We start from the raw sequence: 19865 nt of genomic DNA, 5'->3' as shown, positions 1-19865 counted from the left end.
CAGGACAAAAAATAAAACTTAGTGGCAACTATACTTTGGAAATTAATAACTTAATTTTAGATGAACTTAGCTAAGAAATAACCGTTTTCTCTTTCCATCAAATTATCAACTTCACAAATAAACTTTGTTAGATTCTGACTTTATTGATTGTTCCCTCTCAAGAAAATTGAGATATAATTTCTCGTAAAAGTATCTTAATAACTAAAATAAAAAAAAGTGAAAAAACATCATTTAATTAATCTATTTCTTTCTGGATTAATCACTACCCAAATTGTAACAATCTCTCACGTTGTTAAAGCCGCTCCCATCAATTTTAATCAACAAGAAAAAATCTTAACTGCACAAAATACCCCTCAGTTAACCTCAGAAAAAATTACGGAAATAATGGCTTCGATCGAAAATGCAGAAAAAAGCGAAAATCTGTCTCAACTTCTCGATTTCTTAACCCCTTATACCTTTTCTACCATTAGTACAGAATCAGATAATACCACTATCATCACTACTTTAGAGGGAAAAGACGAACATGAGTACTATTTAAGTAATAGTTTTAAAAGAGTTAAAGAAAGAGAGTATCTGAATTCCTACTCTAGTATAAAAGTCACAGAAGATGGTCAAATGGCTTTAGTGACAAGAATTAGAGCGACAAATATAACCACCGAAGAAGGACAAAATTATCTTTCTTTGAGTACAGACAAAATTCGTTTTGCTTTGATTGATAATCAACCTAAAATTGTCAATATAGAAGTAAAAGGTTGGTTAGAACAACGTCCCTAATCTTAATTAATCACTCTACTAGGAAATATATATAAATCTATGAAATCACAATTTTTAAGTATTACAGCGATCGTCACTACTCTTATTACGGGAATGACTACGTCCGTAAAACCTGTTCAAGCTAGTTTTGGAGATTTTATGTTAGGAGTTGGTGCGGCAGTAGGGGTTGGTGCGATCGTGCAGAGCAATCAAAGAGCGGCTCAAGAAAGATATGGCCCCGCAACTCCTCAAGAAGAATATTTTAGAGGTCGTCAAGATGGTTTTAATGGTCTAAGATATGATAATCCTCGTAACTCAAGGGATTACGATCGAGGCTTCCAAGAAGGTTTAAGATTAAGACAGCAACAAAGATAAAAAAATCATTGATAATTAATAATTGACAATTCATTGTTTTAAATAATTAGATTATGTTAGAAAAATTGGGACAAATTCCCCGTTGGTTACGTTTAGTTTTTGTTTTTCCTTTACTTTGTTTAAATGGGTTTTTATTAACTCTATTAATCAATTATTTTCAGCCTCTTATCAGTTTTTTAATTATTGCTAGTATTCTAGCTTTTTTATTAGAATTATTGATTAAATTATTAGTTCAAAAAGGTATTAGAAGATCTTTAGCGATCACTTTTGTTTTATTTATTACTATATTTCTTTTAGTTACTACCAGTTTTATTTTACTTCCTATACTTACCCAACAATTAGAAGAACTTTTAATTAGTGCTCCTAAATGGATTGATCAAGCGAATCAGTATCTTTTGTCTGAATTACCTATTTTTAATAAATTTTCTTCTATTAATATTGATTCGATCGTACAACAAATAACAGGTAAAATTTCTGAAATTATCAAAACTGTTGGCGGCCAAACCGTCAATATTTTATTTACCACGATTAACAGTGTATTTAATGTTTTATTTATTTTTATTTTAACTATCTTTTTATTATCAGGAGGTGATAAATTTTGGGTAGGAATTTTTAGTTGGTTTCCTGAACCTTGGCACGAAAAAATCCCTAATTATTTAAGTCAAACATTTAAAGACTATTTTTTTAGTCGTTTAATTTTAGTAAGTATTGCTAGTGTTATTCGAGGATTAATTTTTATGTTGTTAGGAGTTCCTTACGCAATATTATTCGCTTTCGGTATAGGAATCGCTAGTTTAGTGCCTATATTGGGCGGAGTGGTTACTCTTTTTGGTACTCTATTATTAATTTTTAAAAGTGGTCAATTAGCTTTATTCTTCTTCATTTCTGCTACTATTATTGATCAACTGACAGATAATGTTGTTGCACCTCGTTTTATGGGAGAATTAATCGGTTTAAATCCCGTTTGGTTGATTATTTCTCTTTTTATTGGTGCAAAGCTCGGTGGTTTACTCGGAATTTTCCTTGCAGTACCTTTAGCTAGTGTAATAAAAAAAATAATTGATGATTTACGATCGCCAAGTAATTATGCTCGATCGTCTAATGAATTAAGTAATTCTGAAATTTCCATGGAAACTTGATTTTTTTGCCTAAAATCTTTGGAGACGATTCAACGAATCGTCTTGATCATAGTCACAATTATTGAATCAGTCTAATTCATCCGAAAATTAGATGTTAAAGTGAGTTGAAGATCCTGTTGAGGGTTAATAGAAATTAACTCTTGACTGCGATTACCCCCCAATAATAATCCACCCAATGCTCCAGCACTAGCACCTCCTAAAATTTCTAAAGGTGTAATTCTTCGATCGCCTGTAACCCCAGAAATAATAGCAGCCGCACCAGCACCAGCCAAAGAACCTTGCCAGATGGCATCAGTATTTCTTCCCGCAGAAACAGTTTCAGTGGTAGTAATCACACGGGAAACAGCATTAATATCATATTCATCACCGTTACTTAAAATCAAAGTATCTCCCACAAATCTTGATCCATTACCAGATGGCCTAATTTCTCCAACAATTCTACTTCCTGAAGGAATAATAACTTGATTACTATTGTCTCTAATACTTGTTGTAACAGTAAGAACGAGAGCCATTGTTTCTTCTTTCGTCACCAAAATTTTATTCGCAGAAGAGTAAGTTGTTGGAATAAGTGTACCTGAGCTTAAAGTGACATTTTGTGCTTGAACTACACTATTAGAAGAATTATTGAAACCATTATTAGAACGGTAAAACCGACTATTCTTATTTTGTTTAGTTTGATTGAATGTTGTCTGATTATAACCAAACTCTTGATAAGGTTTAGCGGAAACTTGAAACGGTGCAAAACTAACCAAACCAGTAGTTAAAGCTAAAGTTAAAACAAAAAATTTGTTATGAGTTTTATGTTTAATAGCAGTAGATTTAATCATCGTTTTTTGCTCAATATTCTTAAATGGATTAACTTTTTTGACGCAATGCAAAATAGTTTGTTCCTTTAATACTTTCGGCAATTTTTGAATAATCTGATAATATATAACCTTATAGGATTTTAGCTTGAAATATCAAAAGATTATAAAAAGTTAGTTATTGTTTTGTTAAGAAAAATAAATTTCTCTATACACTATTAAGAGAATATTGCCAAGTTTTTTAATGTTTTTTTAAGATTCTTGACAAAGTAATGACAATTTAAGATTTTAGTCTTAGTGTAGGAATAGTTAGTGTTCATCAAATGCTATGACGATTTAATTTTTATAATTTCCTACTCAAAGGAAGTAAAAACAATGAATATATGGCTATCTCTATTCTCCTCCCTTTTTTTAACCACCCTAGTTAGTTTCACTACTCCCGTACTTTTCAGCACCGTCATTTTAGCAAGTTTACGAGTAATATCCCATATTCCGTTGTTAAATGTCTGGGGAGAAAATGTGTATGAACAAATATGGAATTTTTTGGCAATTTTTGGGGAAGGTTCAGGTAGTATTGGTATTTTAACCATTGGGTTTACTTGTGCGATCGCCGGATTTTTATTTGAGTCTTTAAACTTTTATCGCTATCGTATTCTGATTAAGCATCCTCTCAACTATTCATGGCAAGGAAAAGCACCCGAAATTATTTCGAAAATAAATAACTATAGACAATAGACTTAATCAACACTCTAATCAAATTTATTGTATGAACACTAAAAAACACCCTCCAATTAAGGAGAGTGCCTTTCAGTTATTATTTTATTTAATAATCAAACTTAACCGTTGATTACAGGAGCAGATACAGGCTCTGCACTTGCTAAATCTAAGGGGAAGTTGTGAGCATTACGTTCGTGCATTACTTCTATACCGATGTTTGCACGGTTCAATACGTCTGCCCAAGTTCCAATTACATGACCTTGGCTATCTAAGATAGATTGGTTGAAATTGAAACCGTTTAAGTTGAATGCCATGGTACTTACACCCATTGCGGTGAACCAAATACCGATGACAGGCCATGCACCTAAGAAGAAGTGTAACGCACGACTATTGTTGAAGGACGCATATTGGAAGATTAAACGACCAAAGTATCCATGAGCCGCTACGATGTTGTAGGTTTCTTCTTCTTGACCGAATTTGTAACCATAGTTTTGAGACTCGGTTTCGGTGGTTTCACGAACTAAAGAAGAAGTTACGAGAGAACCGTGCATTGCGGAGAATAAAGAACCACCAAACACACCTGCTACTCCTAACATATGGAAGGGGTGCATTAAAATGTTATGCTCTGCTTGGAACACGAACATAAAATTGAAAGTTCCAGAGATTCCTAAAGGCATACCATCAGAGAAAGAACCTTGTCCGATGGGGTAGATTAAGAATACTGCGGTGGCAGCAGACACAGGTGCAGAATAAGCAACACAGATCCAAGGGCGCATACCTAAGCGGAAAGATAATTCCCACTGACGACCCATGTAGCAGAAGATTCCGATTAAGAAATGGAATACTACTAATTGGTAAGGGCCACCGTTGTATAACCACTCATCTAAAGATGCTGCTTCCCAAATGGGGTAGAAGTGTAATCCAATAGCGTTAGAAGAAGGAACAACAGCACCGGAGATGATATTGTTTCCGTATAATAAAGAACCAGCTACAGGCTCACGAATACCGTCAATGTCAACGGGAGGAGCGGCGATAAAGGCGATAATAAAACAAGTGGTTGCAGTTAAGAGAGTAGGGATCATTAAAGTACCGAACCAACCTACATATAAGCGGTTGTTGGTAGAAGTGATCCACTGACAAAACTGCTCCCAAGTGGAAGACTGTTGTTGTTGTAATGTGGTAGTCATGTTCTTATGATTGCGTTATAAATTTTTCGAGGTACAAATTTGTGATTGCTCACATTTATATAATGACAAATTTATTAAGAATTGTAAAGGTTTTTAAGGATATATTTTTTTATAGAAGGTATAAGTTTTTGTTATTCTTATTGAATGAAAATAAAAACTAAGACAATTGTATGAAAATCTTATTATCCCGTTGTTTATTTGTTTTCCTGTCGATCGTACTCATGAATCATGGTTCGATGGCTAAAAGTCAGGAAACGATTAATACTAATTATAGTCGAGATGTGACAAGGGAAGTTTTAGCGAGTGGTTATCCGGATGAAGCGTCTGGTTATATTTTGGAGTTAGTTCGTTATATAATTCCTCCTGATGTTTTGCTTCCTATTCACAGTCATCCCGGAATGCAACTGGGAAGAATAGAATCTGGTATTTTACTGTATAAGGTGGTGAAAGGAGAGGCTAAAATTATGAGAAAGAATGGATTGATCGAAATTCTAAAAGATGGACAAGAAACTTTACTGACACAAGGAGATTCTTTGATTGAGCCGGGTTATATGGTACATTATGGTCAAAATAAGACTTCTGAACCTGTAATTATACTTTCTTCATCTTTATTGAAAAGTAACGAACCAAAGACAATTATTGAACCTTAGTTTCTTTATACAGCAAAAATACTTGTTATATGTCTAGATGTTTAAAAAAGTCTCTTTAAATAGAAAGATATTTCTTCTATACTGGAGATCATAAGAGGATAATTTAATTTTGGTCTTTGAATGATAATAAGAGGAATATTTAATTCTTGAGCGATTTCCTGTTTGATGTCTTCTCCTCCTGCTTTTCCTCCTGCTTTGGTGATAACTATGTCTATATTCCACATTTGCCATAGGGCTTTTTCTAATTGTGCGGAAATGGGAGGACGAAGGGCTATAATACGATCGCAGGAAAAATTTGCTTGATAGGCTTGGTTAATAGATTCAGAATAAGGTAAAATTCGAGCGTAAAGAGTGGCAGATTGATGATAATTAGTGAATAAGTGTAAAAATTTTGCACCTATGGTCAATAATACTCGTTTTTGATAAATTAAAGAGTTTTCTGTTAATAAAGATTCGATCGAATTAATGTAGATAACACTGGAAGAATTATTAATTAAAGGGCGCTCATATCTTATATAGCATATTTGCAATTGTTCAGAGATATTAATAACTGTTTGAGAAATGTTAACGGCAAAAGGATGAGAAGAATCGATAATGAGATCGATTTTATATTGACGAATGAATGATGCTATCTCTGAGGAGGATAGTTTTCCTACAAGAATTTGATAATGGGAGATGGATTGGTAGAGTTTAGTTGCGTTAGGGGTTGTGACGGTGACAATAAAATCTTGTCGTTGTTTTGTTAGTAAGTGTGCGATCGTAACACTTTCAGAAGTTCCTCCGATAAGCCAAATCATTTATTAGTCCTGTTGCAAAATAAAAATTAGAGTAAATTTAAGGCAAGATTACACGAAAACAAATCTTACACCCTACACTGTCACTTCTTACAGAAGTCTATTTTTTATGTGAATGTCAAAATTTGCATCACTTAAGTTAAAGTTAAAGTGGTAATGAGTTTACTTTAGCAAAATATTGATAAGGAGTTTGAAAGAAAACATGGAACAATCAGGAGCAACTACAAGGAAAATTAGCTCCTTTAAAGATGCCCTTAATCGTTGTCAGGAATTGGGCATGAGGATTTCTCGCCAAAGACGTTTTATTCTTGAACTCTTATGGAAACAACAAGAACATTTATCGGCAAAAGAAATCTACGATCGATTGAGTCAACAAGGTAAAGATATTGGACATACTTCAGTATATCAGAATTTGGAAGCCTTGTCTAGTCATGGTATTATTGAATGTGTCGATCGACATGAAGGAAGATTATATGGTAATTTTTGTGAAGATCATAGTCATGTTAACATCCTAGACACTAATCAAATTATGGACATAAAAGTAGAGTTACCCTCAGAATTGATTAGAAAAATAGAAGAAAAAACAGGAGTCAAAGTGGATCATTATCGTATCGATTTTTACGGTTATAAAAACGAGGTATCAGAATAATAAATTATTAGGCAAATTTACTGAATAATCTCCTCCTTAAATCCTTATGGTTTAATGAAATAGTAAAAATAGTTGAAAATATTGCTTAATCTTGATATTAATTAAATTTAATTATAACTATTTTAAATATAAATAAAATGTCTTTTACAAATGGGAATAAAGATGAAATAACTATTGTTTTATTGGATAATGATCCCATTTTTACTCTGGGATTGAAGGAAGTATTAAAAACGGAAGAATATCAAGATATTAATATAATTGCTACGGGAAAAATATCTGAACTTATTACTCTATTATCTCAATATAAACCTCTTATCTGGTTAATTTCTTTAGACACTAATAAATATCCAGATAAAGTAAAAGAATTTTTGAATTATCTTCCTCAATTAAATGAACAATATCCTGATTTATCTATATTAATTTTATTGTCATCAGGATTTATTCCTGATTTTAGTAATATTTCTATTATTAAAGGATTTTGTTATAAAAATGCAGAACTTTCTGAATTAATTAAAACCGTAAAAATTTGTGCAGAAGGAAAAAATTATTTTAGTTTTACCAACAGTAGTATCAAATCTCAAAAACTTAATAACTGGTTTTATAAACAATGCCAATTTGGATTAAAAGAAATAGAGCAAGAAATATTGAATATAAATGATTATATTAAGGAAAAAAATTTATCTATTAGTGATAGTTTATATTGGCAAGGAAGAAAAAGAGAATTGAAATTAGCTAAATGGTTAATTAATCGAATAAAGCCTAATGTTTCCCAATATGCAATCAGTTACTCTTTAAATTCTTCTCAAGAAATGTTTGCTAATCAAGAGAATGACTCTAATTCTAATCAAGATTTAAAAGGTGAAATAATATTAGATGATTTTCCTAAAAATACTTCTGATTTAACTTTAGCTAAAATAAAGACTTCAGTGACAAATTCTACTGATAAATTATTAGAAATTGATATATTGCAAGAATCAAAAAAACAAGAATTATTAATTATAATTTTGGAAGAATGGAAAAATCAGATTAAAGAGTTAAAAAATATTACGATCGAGTCTCAATATTTATTAGAAAAAGTTAATATTTTTATCAAGGATATTTGGCAAAACTCTGCTATTAAATTTCTGAGCAGATATTATCAAAATAATAATGATAACGAATATAACTTAGTAGATTTAGTTTTAAAAGAATCTCGTTTTATTCAAGAAACAATATTAATAAAAATTCCTTTTATTTTAGATATAGTTAATTATCAAGTATATCAAAAAGACTTTGTAATTGATAATCAAGTTTATAAATATGAAGAGGAATCAGGACAAAATTTAGAGGAAATTATTTGGCACAATATAATCATAAATTTAGCTAATGGTGTTATGACATTTACTCTTAATCGTTTATCTGATGACATAAATATAAAACATAGTTTATTTAATTTAGAATCAAAATCTTCAAGAAAAGTGGCAATGTTTCGTAATAATTTAGTATGGCAATATCGTCAAGAAAAGTACTGGCAAAATCCCCAAAATATTTTTGACGATCGATATGAAATGTTAAAATTAGGTTATCAAGGTATTGAAAGTTGTATTATTACTCATCCCCGTTACCAAGAGTTAAATAATATCAAAGGATTACCTTGGTTTGTCACCATTTTAATTGAATTACGAGATAGCCTTTCTAAAGGAATTAAATCCCTTGAAAATACTTTAGGAAAAGCATTGATTTATGTACTAACAGAAATTATTGGTAAAGGTATTGGTTTAATTGGTAAGGGTGTTTTACAAGGAATAGGTAATAAAATAAAAAATTAATAATAATATCATTTCGTTATGAAGACAAAAAGAATTGCAATATGCTTTTGCCTCAAATTAACAACAGTGTTTAAAAATGCTTCTATTAATTTTAAAATTTATTAAATATGTTTTTCTTACTATCAATTCTTATCATAATAATTTCAATAGCTTTAATTTTATCCAAAGATTAAAGGTTTATAACTATGTATTTATTTTACCCTTTTAAAATTTAATCATCACGAGAGTAGATATTTGTTATTTATATATTGCAATATTAAAAGAAATAGAGATTAAGTATTGAAAAATAAAGAAATATTAAAAATATGTTCTCATAAATAATAATTAAATTAAACTAATGGTAAATTATCAAAAATCTTAAAACTTAAGTTTTATTTAGGTAGAAATATGAGCAATACTAAATCTTTTCAAATACTAATTATCGGTGGTGGTGCCGCCGGAATTACCGTTGCATCTCAACTGAAAGGAAAAAACTCTGAGTTGAAAATGGCTATTATTGAACCTTCTGAAAACCATTATTATCAACCTGCTTGGACATTAGTAGGAGGAGGAGAATATCTTCTTGAAGATACCGTTAAACATGAACAAAATTTAATACCTCATGGAGTTACATGGATTAAAGATTATGCGGAAAATATTGATCCAGATCATAATCAAGTCACCACAAAAACAGGTAAAATTTATCAATATGAATATTTAGTCGTTTGTCCTGGAATTACGATCGATTGGGATAAAATTAAGGGATTAAAAGAGTATTTAGGTAAAGATAACGTTACTACTAATTACACTAAAGAAACTGCTCCTTATACATGGGAAGTTATCCAAAATTTTAAAGGTGGTACTGCCTTATTTACATTTCCTGCCGGTGCAATAAAATGTCCGGGGGCACCTCAAAAAATTATGTATTTAGCGGAAGAAGCTTTCACCCGTCAAGGAATTAGGGACAAAACTAATATTATCTACGGTAACGCTACTGGTAAAATGTTTGGTGTCCCAACCTATTGTAAACCTTTAGAAGAAATTGTCGATCGAAAAAAAATCGATGTTAAATATAATCATAATCTTATCGAGATTAAAGGAGATACCAAAGAAGCTATATTTGCAACGGAAGACGGAAAGACTCTAACTATCAAATATGATATGCTTCACGTTTCTCCACCTATGACTACTTACGATTTTATCAAACAAAGTTCGATTTCTAATGAACAAGGTTGGGTGGACGTAGATCAATATACTTGTCAGCACAAAAAGTATAATAACGTCTTTGGTTTGGGAGATTCTTCCAGTTTACCCACATCCAAAACTGCCGCCGCCATTCGTAAAGAAGCACCCGTTGTTGTAGCCAATATAATAGCTTTAATGAATAAAAAAACGCCCCAAGACAAGTATAATGGCTATGCTTGTTGTCCTTTAATCACTGGATATGGCAAAACAATTATGGCAGAGTTTGACTATGATAAAAAACCCTTACCAAGTTTCCCCTTAGATCCTACCAAAGAACGAGAAAGTATGTGGTTGGTAAAAAAATATATTTTACCTTGGTTGTATTGGAATAGGATGTTAAAAGGAAAACCATTTGAGCCTGATAGTTGGAAATTTTTACTACGAAAAAATAATTAATTTTATTTTTAAGATGTGTTAGGCCTCCATAACACACTTATTAATTTTCGGCGTTGCTGAATTAAGGTATGATTGTTAGATAAAGCGATCAAATTTATTAGAAATCAAAAAATGATCAAATGCCCCGAGTGCAGTTCTATGCACATTAACAAAAATGGAATGAAAAGAGGAAAGCAAAATCATCTTTGTGTTGATTGTGGTAGACAGTTTATTAATCCACAACCATCTAATTCCAGAGGTTATAGTGATCAGATTAGAAGTGAGTGCTTAAAAATGTATGTCAATGGTATGGGCTTTCGAGCAATTGAAAGAGTAAAAGGAGTTCATCATACTACCGTGATTAATTGAGTGAAAGATGTGGCAAAGTTTTTGCTCAATAGTTATCAAGCCGAAACCATACCTAAAGTCGGTGAATTAGATGAATTACAAACATTTGTGGGTTCAAAAAAAACAAAATGTGGTTATGGACTGGGGTAGATCACTTTAAACCAGGCATTTTAGAATGGGTTGTGGGGGATAGAAGTGCCGAAACATTTCAACCGTTGTGGGAAAGAGTAAAACAATGGAATTGTTATTTTTATGTAACTGATGGTTGGAAGGTATATCCTAATTTTATCCCAGAGGGGGACCAAATCATCAGTAAAACTTATATGACAAGGGTTGAAGGAGAAAATACGAGATTGAGACACTATCTAGCCAGATTACAGAGAAAAACCCTTTGCTATTCCAAGTCTGTCGAAATGCTGAAATATTCAATTTCACTTTTGATTCATTATTTTAAATTCCAAGATATTCCCATACCTTATAGAGGTGAGGTGCGATCGTGCAGTGCCACCAAAGGCGATCGCTTTATTTAACAATCATACCTTAATTCAGCAATGCCACATTTTTTATTAATTCTTAAAAATGATTGAAACCCTTAACTTTTCCTCTTTCCCTTTTCCCGATTCCCCGTATTCATCAATAAATTTTAGAGTTCTCTGAGATTATGTATCAATTGCTACAAAATAGAAATAAATCTATCCTTAGCATTAAGTGTTTGAGCGATTAAATAAAGTAATTAAAGTTAAAGGAGAAGTAGTTAATGCCCGGAACTCCCCAAGAAGTTTTACAAATGATTAAAGAGAACAATATCAAAATTATTGATCTCAAATTTATTGATATGCCCGGTATTTGGCAACACTGTTCTTTCTATTATGATCAAATAGATGAAAATTCTTTTATTGATGGTGTTGCTTTCGATGGTTCAAGTATTCGTGGTTGGAAAGCGATTAATGACTCTGATATGGCAATGGTACCCGATCCTACCACTGCATGGATCGATCCTTTCTATGCCGAACCAACTCTTAGCATGATATGTCGTATTAAAGAACCTCGTACTGGTGAATGGTATTCCAGAGATCCTCGTAGTATTGCCGCTAAAGCTGTTGAATATTTATCTTCCTCTGGTATTGGTGATACTGCCTATTTTGGCCCTGAAGCAGAATTTTTTATCTTCGATGATGTACGCTTTGATCAAACTGAAAACAAAGGTTTTTACTACGTGGACAGTATTGAAGGACGTTGGAACTCTGGGCGAGTGGAAGAAGGTGGGAACTTAGGTTATAAACCGGGTTACAAACAAGGTTATTTTCCTGTTTCTCCTACGGATACTCAGCAAGATATTCGGACAGAAATGCTCTTAACCATGGCTGCCTGTGGTGTACCGATCGAAAAACACCACCATGAAGTAGCAACTGGTGGACAAAATGAGTTAGGAATTAAGTTTGCGACTTTGGTGGAAGCGGCGGACTATCTAATGACTTATAAATATGTGGTTAAAAACGTAGCGAAAAAATACGGTAAAACAGCAACTTTCATGCCTAAGCCTTTGTTCAACGACAATGGTTCTGGTATGCACACTCACCAATCTATTTGGAATGATGGTGTACCTTTATTTGCAGGTGACAAATACGCAGGTTTAAGTCAAATGGCTTTACATTATATCGGTGGTATTATTAAACACGCACCTGCTCTTTTAGCATTAACTAATCCCACTACTAACTCCTATAAACGCCTAGTTCCGGGTTTTGAAGCCCCTGTAAACTTAGCTTATTCTCAAGGAAATCGATCGGCTTCTATCCGCATTCCTTTATCGGGTACTAATCCTAAAGCAAAACGTTTAGAGTTCCGTTGTCCAGATGCTACCAGTAACCCTTATTTAGCTTTTGCCGCTATGTTATGTGCGGGGATTGACGGTATTAAGAATCAAATTGATCCGGGTGAACCTTTAGATGTAGATATTTATGATCTCTCTCCTGAAGAATTGAGCAAAATTCCCTCTACTCCCGGATCATTAGAAGCGGCATTGGAGGCTTTAGAAAAAGATCATGGTTTCTTAACTGATACTGGTGTATTTACTGTCGATTTCATCGAAAACTGGATCGAATACAAATTAGACAATGAAGTTAACCCCATGCGTCTTCGTCCTCATCCTTATGAGTTTTCCTTGTACTATGATGTATAAGATTTAATTCAACTTCAGTTCGATGTAAGATTTATGGGGAAGGTCAAGGTATTAGGTATTAGTTATTATTAGGTAATAGCTGATAGCTAATAGCTACCTAAATCCAAAATTTTTGTGTCGAACTCAGGTATTGGTAACAGTTCACAATTTTGTACGATCGTATGTTCAGCACTGACATTATCTAAGGGTTTACTAACTAAAAATCCTTGCCCAAATTCACACCCTAGACAATAAAGTAAGTCCATTTGTTCAATGGTTTCAATACCCTCAGCAATGAGTTTGATCCCTAAAGTTTGACCTAATGTTACGATCGTGCGCACTATCTCATAATCTTTTTCTTGTTGTTGTATTTGTTGAGTAAAAGAAGAATCAATTTTCAAGATGTCGATAGGAAAATGATGTAAATAACTTAAAGACGAATAACCTGTTCCAAAATCGTCTAAGGACACTGAAATACCCCGTTTTTTAACTTGAGACAGAATATCGATCACCGTCACATTTTTAAGTAAAAATACTGTTTCTGTAATTTCCATGTTCAGATTTTGGCCGGGTAGTTGAGTTTCGTCTAAAATTGACTCGATAATTTGAACTAAATTGGGATTTTCAAATTGTTTTGCCGAAAAATTGACACTTATAGTTAATTCTTTAGCTTGAGGGTATTGATTTTGCCATTGCTTTAATTGATAACAAGATTCTCTTAATATCCACTCTCCAATAGAAATAATCAAACCACATTCTTCAGCAATGGGAATAAATTCCGCCGGAGAAATAAAACCCTCAAGGGGGTGTTGCCAACGAATTAAGGACTCAAAACCCATTAATTTTCTGGTTTTTAACTGAAATATCGGTTGATAATACACTTTTAATTCTTGATCTTCTTTATTACTATCCCATTTAGCGATCGCATTTTTTAAATCACTTTCGATTTGTAAACGACGCATAACTTGTTGATGTAATTCTCGATCAAAAATAGCATATCTATTCTTACCCATTTCTTTCGCTCGATACATCGCAATATCGGCATCTCGTAATAAATCTGAGGCTTTTTGACGGTGATGATCCCCTAAAACAATACCAATACTAGCCGTAGGGTTAAAATTATGGTTAATCAGAGGAGAAGATTTAGTTAACTTGAAAAGTATTCTTTGGGCTACTTGTGTCGCTTCTGTTACCTCCGTTATATCATCTAATAGAATGGTAAATTCATCTCCTCCTAATCTAGCAACAGTATCGTTCTCTCGAACAGACTCTCGAAATAATTCCCCACAAAAAATTAAAAGACGATCGCCAACCTGATGACCTAAACTATCATTAACTAATTTGAAACGATCCAAATCAATAAATAAAATGGCAAATTTATAGTTAGGAAAACGGTGAGAATGACGAATAACTGTTTCTACTCGATCGATAAAAAGAGTACGATTAGGAAGATTGGTTAACGGATCATGAAAAGCACAATGGAGTAATTTTTCTTGAATTTTAGTCTTTTGCTCATTTTCACTTTTGAGAATTTGGTTGAGGTTTTCTAACTCTGTTGTCCTTTCTTTAACACGATTTTCCAACTCAAAATTAAGTTTTCTTAACTCAGAAGTAGTTTTCAATAGATTAATTTGAGTATTAACTCTAGCTAAAACTTCTCTAATTTCAAAAGGTTTAGTAATATAATCAACTCCACCAATCGCAAAGGCATTAATTTTCTCTGTTACGTCATCTGCCGAACTTAAAAAAATAATCGGAATTGAGGCAGTTTTAAGATTATCTTTTAGAATACGGCATACTTCATAGCCACTTAATCCAGGCATTTTGACATCTAATAAAATCAAATCCGGTAAATCATGTTCGACACTCATCAAAGCCAATGAACCATTTTTTGCACATCTAACCTCATAACCTTCTGCTGTCAAGGTTTGGGATAATAAATCGAGATTTTCCAAAATATCATCAACAATGAGAATTGTTTTGCCAGAAGTTTGCAAAGATGTCATTTAATTCACTCTAGTAACTTTTCTGTTACGATAATAATTTCGTCAAAATCATAATCTTTTACCATTCTATTTAATGTTTTAATTAATGGATCATTAGAAGGGGGGATTATTTCAATTAACTTTAACAATTCTTCTGGATTAAGTCTTTTTGATGTTTCATTTAGTTGTTTAATCCAATGGAGAGGCATAATTTTTAAACTGTCTAAACTTAATTTATGTTCTTCTATTTCTTCATTTTTATTTAATTTTGAAGTTATATATTCTAATTTTAAATGATAAGATATTTTTTCTAATAATATATTTTCTCGAAACGGTTTACTGATAAAATCATTACAACCTGATGCGATCGCTTCTTGAATGTCTTTTTCAAAGGCGCTGGCAGAAATTGCTATAATTATTGGTTGAAGTAATTCATTATACGATCGAATTTTTTTAGTGGTTTCAATACCATTAAGAATAGGCATTTGCAAATCCATTAAAATTAGTTCGGGAGAATATTTTTGCCATAAATCAAAACCTTCTTGACCATTTTTAGCTATGTAAACTTGAAAACCGATCGATATAAGTAAATCAGATAATAACTGACGATTGGCTTCTATATCTTCCACAATTAAAATTTTAATAGAAATATTAGGAAGTTTTAAATTAATAATAGATGAAGTAACAAAATTATTTTGAGATTGATTATTTTGAATAACATTAATTGGCAACTGAAAATAAAAAGATGAACCTTTATTAATTTTACTTTTTACCTTTAAATTTCCGCCCATTAATTCCACAAAACTTTTACTAATCGATAAACCTAAACCAGTTCCTTGCTGTAAATTTATCCCCGCTAAGGTTTGCTCAAAAGGCTCAAAAATAAGTTCTAAATCACTAGGATGAATACCAATACCTGTATCTTTAACTTCAAAATACAATAAGACTTTATCATCATTATTATTATTAAAATTAATCGATTTTACTATTAAATTAACTTCTCCTACTTTTGTGAAATTAAGAGCATTATTAAGTAAATTAATTAGTATTTGTTTAAGTTTAGAACTATCTAAACGAACATATCGAGGGATATTTTTTTCATAAATAATATTTAATTTTAATTTTTTTTTCTCTGCCTTTAGTTGAAAGATTTTTTTTAAAGAATTTAATAATCTATATAAATCACAATCATTTATATTAAGAGTAATTTTGCCAATTTCGATTTTAGTTAAATCTAAAATATCATTGATCAAAGTCAACAAATGTTCTCCACTATTATTAATAATTTTTAGATGTTCTCTCTGTGTAGAAGTTATGGTTGCATCTCTATTCATTAACTGGCAAAAACCTAAAATCGCATTAAGAGGAGTTCGTAATTCATGACTCATTCGGGCTAAAAAATCACTTTTGGCATTATTAGCTGCATCAGCTTGTTCTTTTGCTATTAATAGTTCTTTTGTTCTGGCTTTAATTATTTGTTCTAAGTTTTTATTCAATTCCTGAAGTTCAATTTCCGCATGATTTCTAGCAATAATACCACCAAAACTTCCTGCGATCGCTCTTAAAGTTGAAATTTCAATTTCTGTCCAATCTTGTTCACTATGACAATTATCAAAACCGACAAAACCCCAAAATTTACCTTTGATAAGAATAGGCACAACTAAAAGGGAAAAAATACCTTGAGGAAGTAAAATTGTTTTTTCCGAATCTGGAAAATCCTTTACATTTCCTGCCACAACATTTCCTTTTGATAATAAATCACACCAACGAGGGAAAAACTCTTGAAAAGATAAATTTTGTAGTTGAGGATTATCGATTTCTGGGATGATTCCTTCTGCTACCCATTCCCATAATTGACTCACTAAGATAGTTTTTTTTTCCGGATGATTATGTATTTTAAAAATATAAATTCGATCAACTTTTGTTGCATTACCCAGAGTAGCTAAAGCCTGATTAACTCCTTGCTGATAATCTTCCACCGTTACTAGATAGTTCGTAGCATCAGCAATGCCTTGTAATAAAATTTCTAACCTAAATAATTGGTTTTCTATCATCAGAAAAATTATAACTTAAGATTGAAAAGAACAAATTAGTCTCTTAATATAACTGTACTTGAATTATGAAAATTTAAAGAAATAAGAAATATTAAGAAAACCCCAGAAATAAATAATAATTTTCCTTACCTGATAACCTAAAACCCTTATCAAACTGAAGTAATCTGATCTTCATTAGTGAAGGGGAAGGGATTAAGATATTGGGACGATTCACACTAAAATTGATATATAGCAGTCCTAAATTATTTGTGAGAATTTTAATTAAAGCGATTAGCTTTTAGCCTTTTTTCTATTACAGAATAATTAATCAATTACTAATGTTGATCGGAAATTTAACTTCACAATAAGCTGGTAACTAATTGCTAATTGCTCAGTACTAATTAAACATAATTATTTCAGATCAAAGATGTCGGGTTTTAACCAAGAAAATTGTAACGATTTATCTCAAATTGTGGTAATCTGAGATAATGAGATCGATTTGTGAGTACACATCATTAAGTAGGAATCAATGACTTCTAATCAAAACACGTCTAATCCTATACCTTTTAAAGAGTTTACGGCGATAAAACAAACAGGATTTTTTGAGAATCTAAAACAACCCCGTTTTAGTGGTCAACTTTTACTGACAGGTCCGAGAAAAACTAAATGGGTATTTTATCTTTACTTGGGTCGCCTTGTCTATGCCACTGGGGGAAATCATCCCATTAGAAGATGGCGACGGAATCTGGTTGCTCATTTGTCTCAAATTCCTTCTCATATGAACGCTATTCAAGGGGACATCGATCGACTACAGCTAGATGAGCATAATAATTGTTGGGAGTATGAATTACTTTGTTTGTGGGTAGATGAACAAAAAATTACCCTCGAACAAGCGGCCAAAATGATTCGCCAAAATATTGTAGAGGTCTTGTTTGATGTTACTCAGGCAATGCAAGTTACTTGTGAACTGAAACAAGATAAAAATTTACCATTCTCCACTCGGTTAGTTTTAATAGATGCAGAACAAGTAATAATTGAAGCTCAAAAAGGGTGGCAAGCATGGCAATCAGCAAAAATTGCCGATCGATCTCCCGACATGGCACCCATTATCACTCAACCTCAAGAATTAGAACAACAAACTAATCCGCAAATCTATCAAACTCTCAGTCAATTACTAGATGGACAACAAACTCTCAGAGATTTGTCCGTAAGAATGAAAAGAGATGTTGTTACCGTTACCCGTTCTCTTTTACCCTATGTACAGAGAGGTTTAGTCCGCCTCATAGAAATTCCCGATCTCGAACCGCCGAAACTACCGATCCATAATGATCCTGATGATGAAGCTATCAATAATCAAAAAATCACCATTGCCTGTGTAGATGATAGCCCTCTTATTTGTCAAACAATGGAAAAAATCATTACTTCTGCAGGTTATAACTTTATTGGTGTTAATGATGCCTTAAGAGCGATCGCCATTTTATTAGCCAAAAAGCCAGATTTAATCTTTTTAGATCTGATTATGCCTAATGCTAATGGTTATGAGATTTGTAGTCAACTACGAAAACTAACTTTTTTCAAACATACTCCCATTGTGATTTTAACAGGAAATGATGGTTTAGTCGATCGAGTTAGAGCTAAGATGGTTGGGTCATCTGATTTTATTAGTAAACCTGTTGATACCGCTTTAGTACTAGAAACGATCCGAAAACATCTTAAACTAACAGTATCATAAAAAAAACAGGGAATTATAGATGAAAATTCCTCAAAAATAAAGGAAAAGATTGTTATATCATAACTATTACTAAGAAAATATAAAAAATAAATAGAGGTTAAAATTATGGGAAATGCTTTAATTGTGGATGATTCTTCCACCGAAAGAAAAATATTAGTTAGTTATTTACAAGAATTAGGTATTACTGTTAGCACGGCAGAAAGTGGAGAAGAAGCCTTAGAAAGACTTAATGGTAGTATTCCTGACCTCATTGTTCTTGATGTTGTACTCCCCGGCAAAAGTGGTTTTGAGGTATGTAGAGAAATCAAAGCAGGTGCTAACACAGCAAAAGTACCAGTTATTATTTGTTCAACTAAGGGTAGTGAAATGGACAAATTTTGGGGGATGAAGCAAGGAGCAGATGCTTATATACCCAAACCTGTTGATAAAGAAGAATTCTTTTCTGCGGTCAAAAGATTGATTAAATAATATTTTATTTACAATACATTTCAGGGGTCTTCCCCTGTTTTTATCTGATGCATCTCATATTTTAATAAATAGAATAAATATTAAGGTTACGATACATTTTCTCTCATGAGTGAACAACAAATACTTTCCCTTTCTCAACAAAAAAAGAATATATCCGGAAGACAACAGTTTTTGAGATTTGTTTTATTACCAGATACAAACTTGATGGTTTCTTTGTCAGAAATTGCGGCAGTATTAAAAATACCTTTCGGGCAAATTATCGCTATTCCAGAAATGCCTTCTTGGGTAATGGGAGTTTATAACTGGCGAGGAGAAATTGTTTGGATGATTGATTTAGGACAATTATTGGGTTTTACTCCTTGGTATCAACAGTCTGGAATCGTTTCCAATCACAAAGCAGTGGTTATTCACCCTACCAGTCAAGATCGTAAAAATAGGACTTCAGGGGATTTAGTCGGATTAGTAGTTAGTGATGTTAATGATATTGAATTGTGTAATACCAACGATCTTCATTCTCCTCCAGCTTCGGCAGTAAATTCTGAATTAGCACCATTTTTGAGAGGTTATTGGATAAAAGAAAATGGGGATATTATTGTCACCATTGATGGAGATGCCATTTTTGCGGCTATGCCTAAAGAGTAATTTTTTAAACCTTTTACTTAGAAAG

At 32.3% G+C, this 19865-nt stretch carries 17 protein-coding genes and 1 pseudogene; 13 read left to right on the top strand and 5 right to left on the bottom strand.

Translation table 11 applies throughout. From position 1 onward, the window contains the following. Positions 1-216: 216 nt before the first annotated feature. Genes GM3709_RS10755 through GM3709_RS10745 form a run of 3 tightly spaced genes read left to right on the top strand, consistent with a single transcriptional unit; the run spans position 217 to position 2267 of the window. Entirely contained in the window at positions 217-774 is a 558-nt protein-coding gene (locus tag GM3709_RS10755) for a hypothetical protein (RefSeq protein WP_066119104.1), read from the top strand. 39 nt (positions 775-813) lie between these two features. Then, positions 814-1128: a hypothetical protein gene (locus GM3709_RS10750; protein WP_066119102.1), complete on the top strand. Its 315-nt coding sequence runs from the start codon at positions 814-816 to the stop codon at positions 1126-1128. A gap of 53 nt (positions 1129-1181) precedes the next feature. Further along, positions 1182-2267, top strand: coding sequence for an AI-2E family transporter (locus GM3709_RS10745; protein ID WP_066119099.1), 1086 nt, complete (start codon positions 1182-1184; stop codon positions 2265-2267). A 71-nt stretch (positions 2268-2338) separates the two neighbouring features. On the opposite strand, the gene GM3709_RS10740 is transcribed toward GM3709_RS10745, so the two are convergent. Then, on the bottom strand, positions 2339-3094 hold the full coding sequence (locus tag GM3709_RS10740; protein WP_066119095.1) for a hypothetical protein: 756 nt from the start codon (positions 3092-3094) through the stop codon (positions 2339-2341). 351 nt (positions 3095-3445) lie between these two features. Between GM3709_RS10740 and GM3709_RS10735 the strand changes: the two genes are divergently transcribed. Then, positions 3446-3805, top strand: coding sequence for a hypothetical protein (locus tag GM3709_RS10735; RefSeq protein WP_066119094.1), 360 nt, complete (start codon positions 3446-3448; stop codon positions 3803-3805). A gap of 101 nt (positions 3806-3906) precedes the next feature. Here GM3709_RS10735 and psbA read toward each other — a convergent pair whose 3' ends face one another. Then, complete coding sequence (gene psbA, locus GM3709_RS10730; protein WP_066119090.1) at positions 3907-4974, bottom strand: photosystem II q(b) protein; 1068 nt, start codon at positions 4972-4974, stop codon at positions 3907-3909. Between the two features lie 170 nt (positions 4975-5144). On the opposite strand from psbA, the gene GM3709_RS10725 reads away from it, so the two are divergent. After that, the gene (locus GM3709_RS10725) at positions 5145-5624 is read left to right on the top strand and encodes a cupin domain-containing protein (RefSeq protein ID WP_082712980.1); all 480 of its coding nucleotides are present in this window, start codon (positions 5145-5147) and stop codon (positions 5622-5624) included. 41 nt (positions 5625-5665) lie between these two features. On the opposite strand, the gene GM3709_RS10720 is transcribed toward GM3709_RS10725, so the two are convergent. Continuing rightward, the gene (locus tag GM3709_RS10720; RefSeq protein WP_066119085.1) at positions 5666-6421 is read right to left on the bottom strand and encodes a cobalt-precorrin-6A reductase; all 756 of its coding nucleotides are present in this window, start codon (positions 6419-6421) and stop codon (positions 5666-5668) included. A 199-nt stretch (positions 6422-6620) separates the two neighbouring features. On the opposite strand from GM3709_RS10720, the gene GM3709_RS10715 reads away from it, so the two are divergent. From GM3709_RS10715 to glnA, 5 genes and pseudogenes are all read left to right on the top strand, one after another. Continuing rightward, positions 6621-7067: a Fur family transcriptional regulator gene (locus GM3709_RS10715; RefSeq protein ID WP_066119082.1), complete on the top strand. Its 447-nt coding sequence runs from the start codon at positions 6621-6623 to the stop codon at positions 7065-7067. Between the two features lie 137 nt (positions 7068-7204). After that, positions 7205-8875: a DUF3685 domain-containing protein gene (locus GM3709_RS10710; RefSeq protein ID WP_066119080.1), complete on the top strand. Its 1671-nt coding sequence runs from the start codon at positions 7205-7207 to the stop codon at positions 8873-8875. A 387-nt stretch (positions 8876-9262) separates the two neighbouring features. Then, positions 9263-10495 carry an FAD/NAD(P)-binding oxidoreductase gene (locus GM3709_RS10705; protein WP_066119076.1) on the top strand — a complete coding sequence of 411 codons (1233 nt, stop codon included), beginning with the start codon at positions 9263-9265 and terminating at the stop codon, positions 10493-10495. Between the two features lie 114 nt (positions 10496-10609). Beyond that, positions 10610-11352: pseudogene (locus tag GM3709_RS19145) on the top strand (IS1 family transposase). 227 nt (positions 11353-11579) lie between these two features. After that, positions 11580-13001: a type I glutamate--ammonia ligase gene (gene glnA, locus GM3709_RS10690; RefSeq protein WP_066119068.1), complete on the top strand. Its 1422-nt coding sequence runs from the start codon at positions 11580-11582 to the stop codon at positions 12999-13001. Positions 13002-13087: 86 nt separating this feature from the next. Here the strand turns inward: glnA and GM3709_RS10685 are convergent, their stop codons facing one another. Continuing rightward, complete coding sequence (locus GM3709_RS10685; protein WP_066119065.1) at positions 13088-14986, bottom strand: EAL domain-containing response regulator; 1899 nt, start codon at positions 14984-14986, stop codon at positions 13088-13090. A gap of 5 nt (positions 14987-14991) precedes the next feature. Beyond that, complete coding sequence (locus GM3709_RS10680; RefSeq protein WP_066119063.1) at positions 14992-17019, bottom strand: GAF domain-containing hybrid sensor histidine kinase/response regulator; 2028 nt, start codon at positions 17017-17019, stop codon at positions 14992-14994. Between the two features lie 508 nt (positions 17020-17527). Between GM3709_RS10680 and GM3709_RS10675 the strand changes: the two genes are divergently transcribed. The 3 genes from GM3709_RS10675 to GM3709_RS10665 all read left to right on the top strand — a co-directional run bounded on the left by GM3709_RS10675 (position 17528) and on the right by GM3709_RS10665 (position 19840). After that, complete coding sequence (locus tag GM3709_RS10675; RefSeq protein ID WP_066119060.1) at positions 17528-18730, top strand: response regulator; 1203 nt, start codon at positions 17528-17530, stop codon at positions 18728-18730. Between the two features lie 105 nt (positions 18731-18835). After that, positions 18836-19198, top strand: a complete 363-nt coding sequence (locus tag GM3709_RS10670; protein ID WP_066119053.1) for a response regulator transcription factor — start codon at positions 18836-18838, stop codon at positions 19196-19198. A gap of 105 nt (positions 19199-19303) precedes the next feature. Beyond that, on the top strand, positions 19304-19840 hold the full coding sequence (locus GM3709_RS10665; RefSeq protein WP_066119050.1) for a chemotaxis protein CheW: 537 nt from the start codon (positions 19304-19306) through the stop codon (positions 19838-19840). Positions 19841-19865: the final 25 nt, after the last annotated feature.

This window comes from Geminocystis sp. NIES-3709 (assembly GCF_001548115.1).
GTDB lineage: Bacteria > Cyanobacteriota > Cyanobacteriia > Cyanobacteriales > Cyanobacteriaceae > Geminocystis.
Note: the sequence above shows the minus strand (reverse complement) of the source record. Positions and strands in the feature narration are given on the sequence as shown.

Coding starts and splice junctions, on each gene's coding strand:
- GM3709_RS10750 (WP_066119102.1), top strand. CDS start 814: ATGAAATCACAATTTTTAAGTATTACAGCGATCGTCACTACTCTTATT.
- GM3709_RS10745 (WP_066119099.1), top strand. CDS start 1,182: ATGTTAGAAAAATTGGGACAAATTCCCCGTTGGTTACGTTTAGTTTTT.
- GM3709_RS10740 (WP_066119095.1), bottom strand. CDS start 3,094: ATGATTAAATCTACTGCTATTAAACATAAAACTCATAACAAATTTTTT.
- GM3709_RS10735 (WP_066119094.1), top strand. CDS start 3,446: ATGAATATATGGCTATCTCTATTCTCCTCCCTTTTTTTAACCACCCTA.
- psbA (WP_066119090.1), bottom strand. CDS start 4,974: ATGACTACCACATTACAACAACAACAGTCTTCCACTTGGGAGCAGTTT.
- GM3709_RS10725 (WP_082712980.1), top strand. CDS start 5,145: ATGAAAATCTTATTATCCCGTTGTTTATTTGTTTTCCTGTCGATCGTA.
- GM3709_RS10720 (WP_066119085.1), bottom strand. CDS start 6,421: ATGATTTGGCTTATCGGAGGAACTTCTGAAAGTGTTACGATCGCACAC.
- GM3709_RS10715 (WP_066119082.1), top strand. CDS start 6,621: ATGGAACAATCAGGAGCAACTACAAGGAAAATTAGCTCCTTTAAAGAT.
- GM3709_RS10710 (WP_066119080.1), top strand. CDS start 7,205: ATGTCTTTTACAAATGGGAATAAAGATGAAATAACTATTGTTTTATTG.
- GM3709_RS10705 (WP_066119076.1), top strand. CDS start 9,263: ATGAGCAATACTAAATCTTTTCAAATACTAATTATCGGTGGTGGTGCC.
- glnA (WP_066119068.1), top strand. CDS start 11,580: ATGCCCGGAACTCCCCAAGAAGTTTTACAAATGATTAAAGAGAACAAT.
- GM3709_RS10685 (WP_066119065.1), bottom strand. CDS start 14,986: ATGACATCTTTGCAAACTTCTGGCAAAACAATTCTCATTGTTGATGAT.
- GM3709_RS10680 (WP_066119063.1), bottom strand. CDS start 17,019: ATGATAGAAAACCAATTATTTAGGTTAGAAATTTTATTACAAGGCATT.
- GM3709_RS10675 (WP_066119060.1), top strand. CDS start 17,528: ATGACTTCTAATCAAAACACGTCTAATCCTATACCTTTTAAAGAGTTT.
- GM3709_RS10670 (WP_066119053.1), top strand. CDS start 18,836: ATGGGAAATGCTTTAATTGTGGATGATTCTTCCACCGAAAGAAAAATA.
- GM3709_RS10665 (WP_066119050.1), top strand. CDS start 19,304: ATGAGTGAACAACAAATACTTTCCCTTTCTCAACAAAAAAAGAATATA.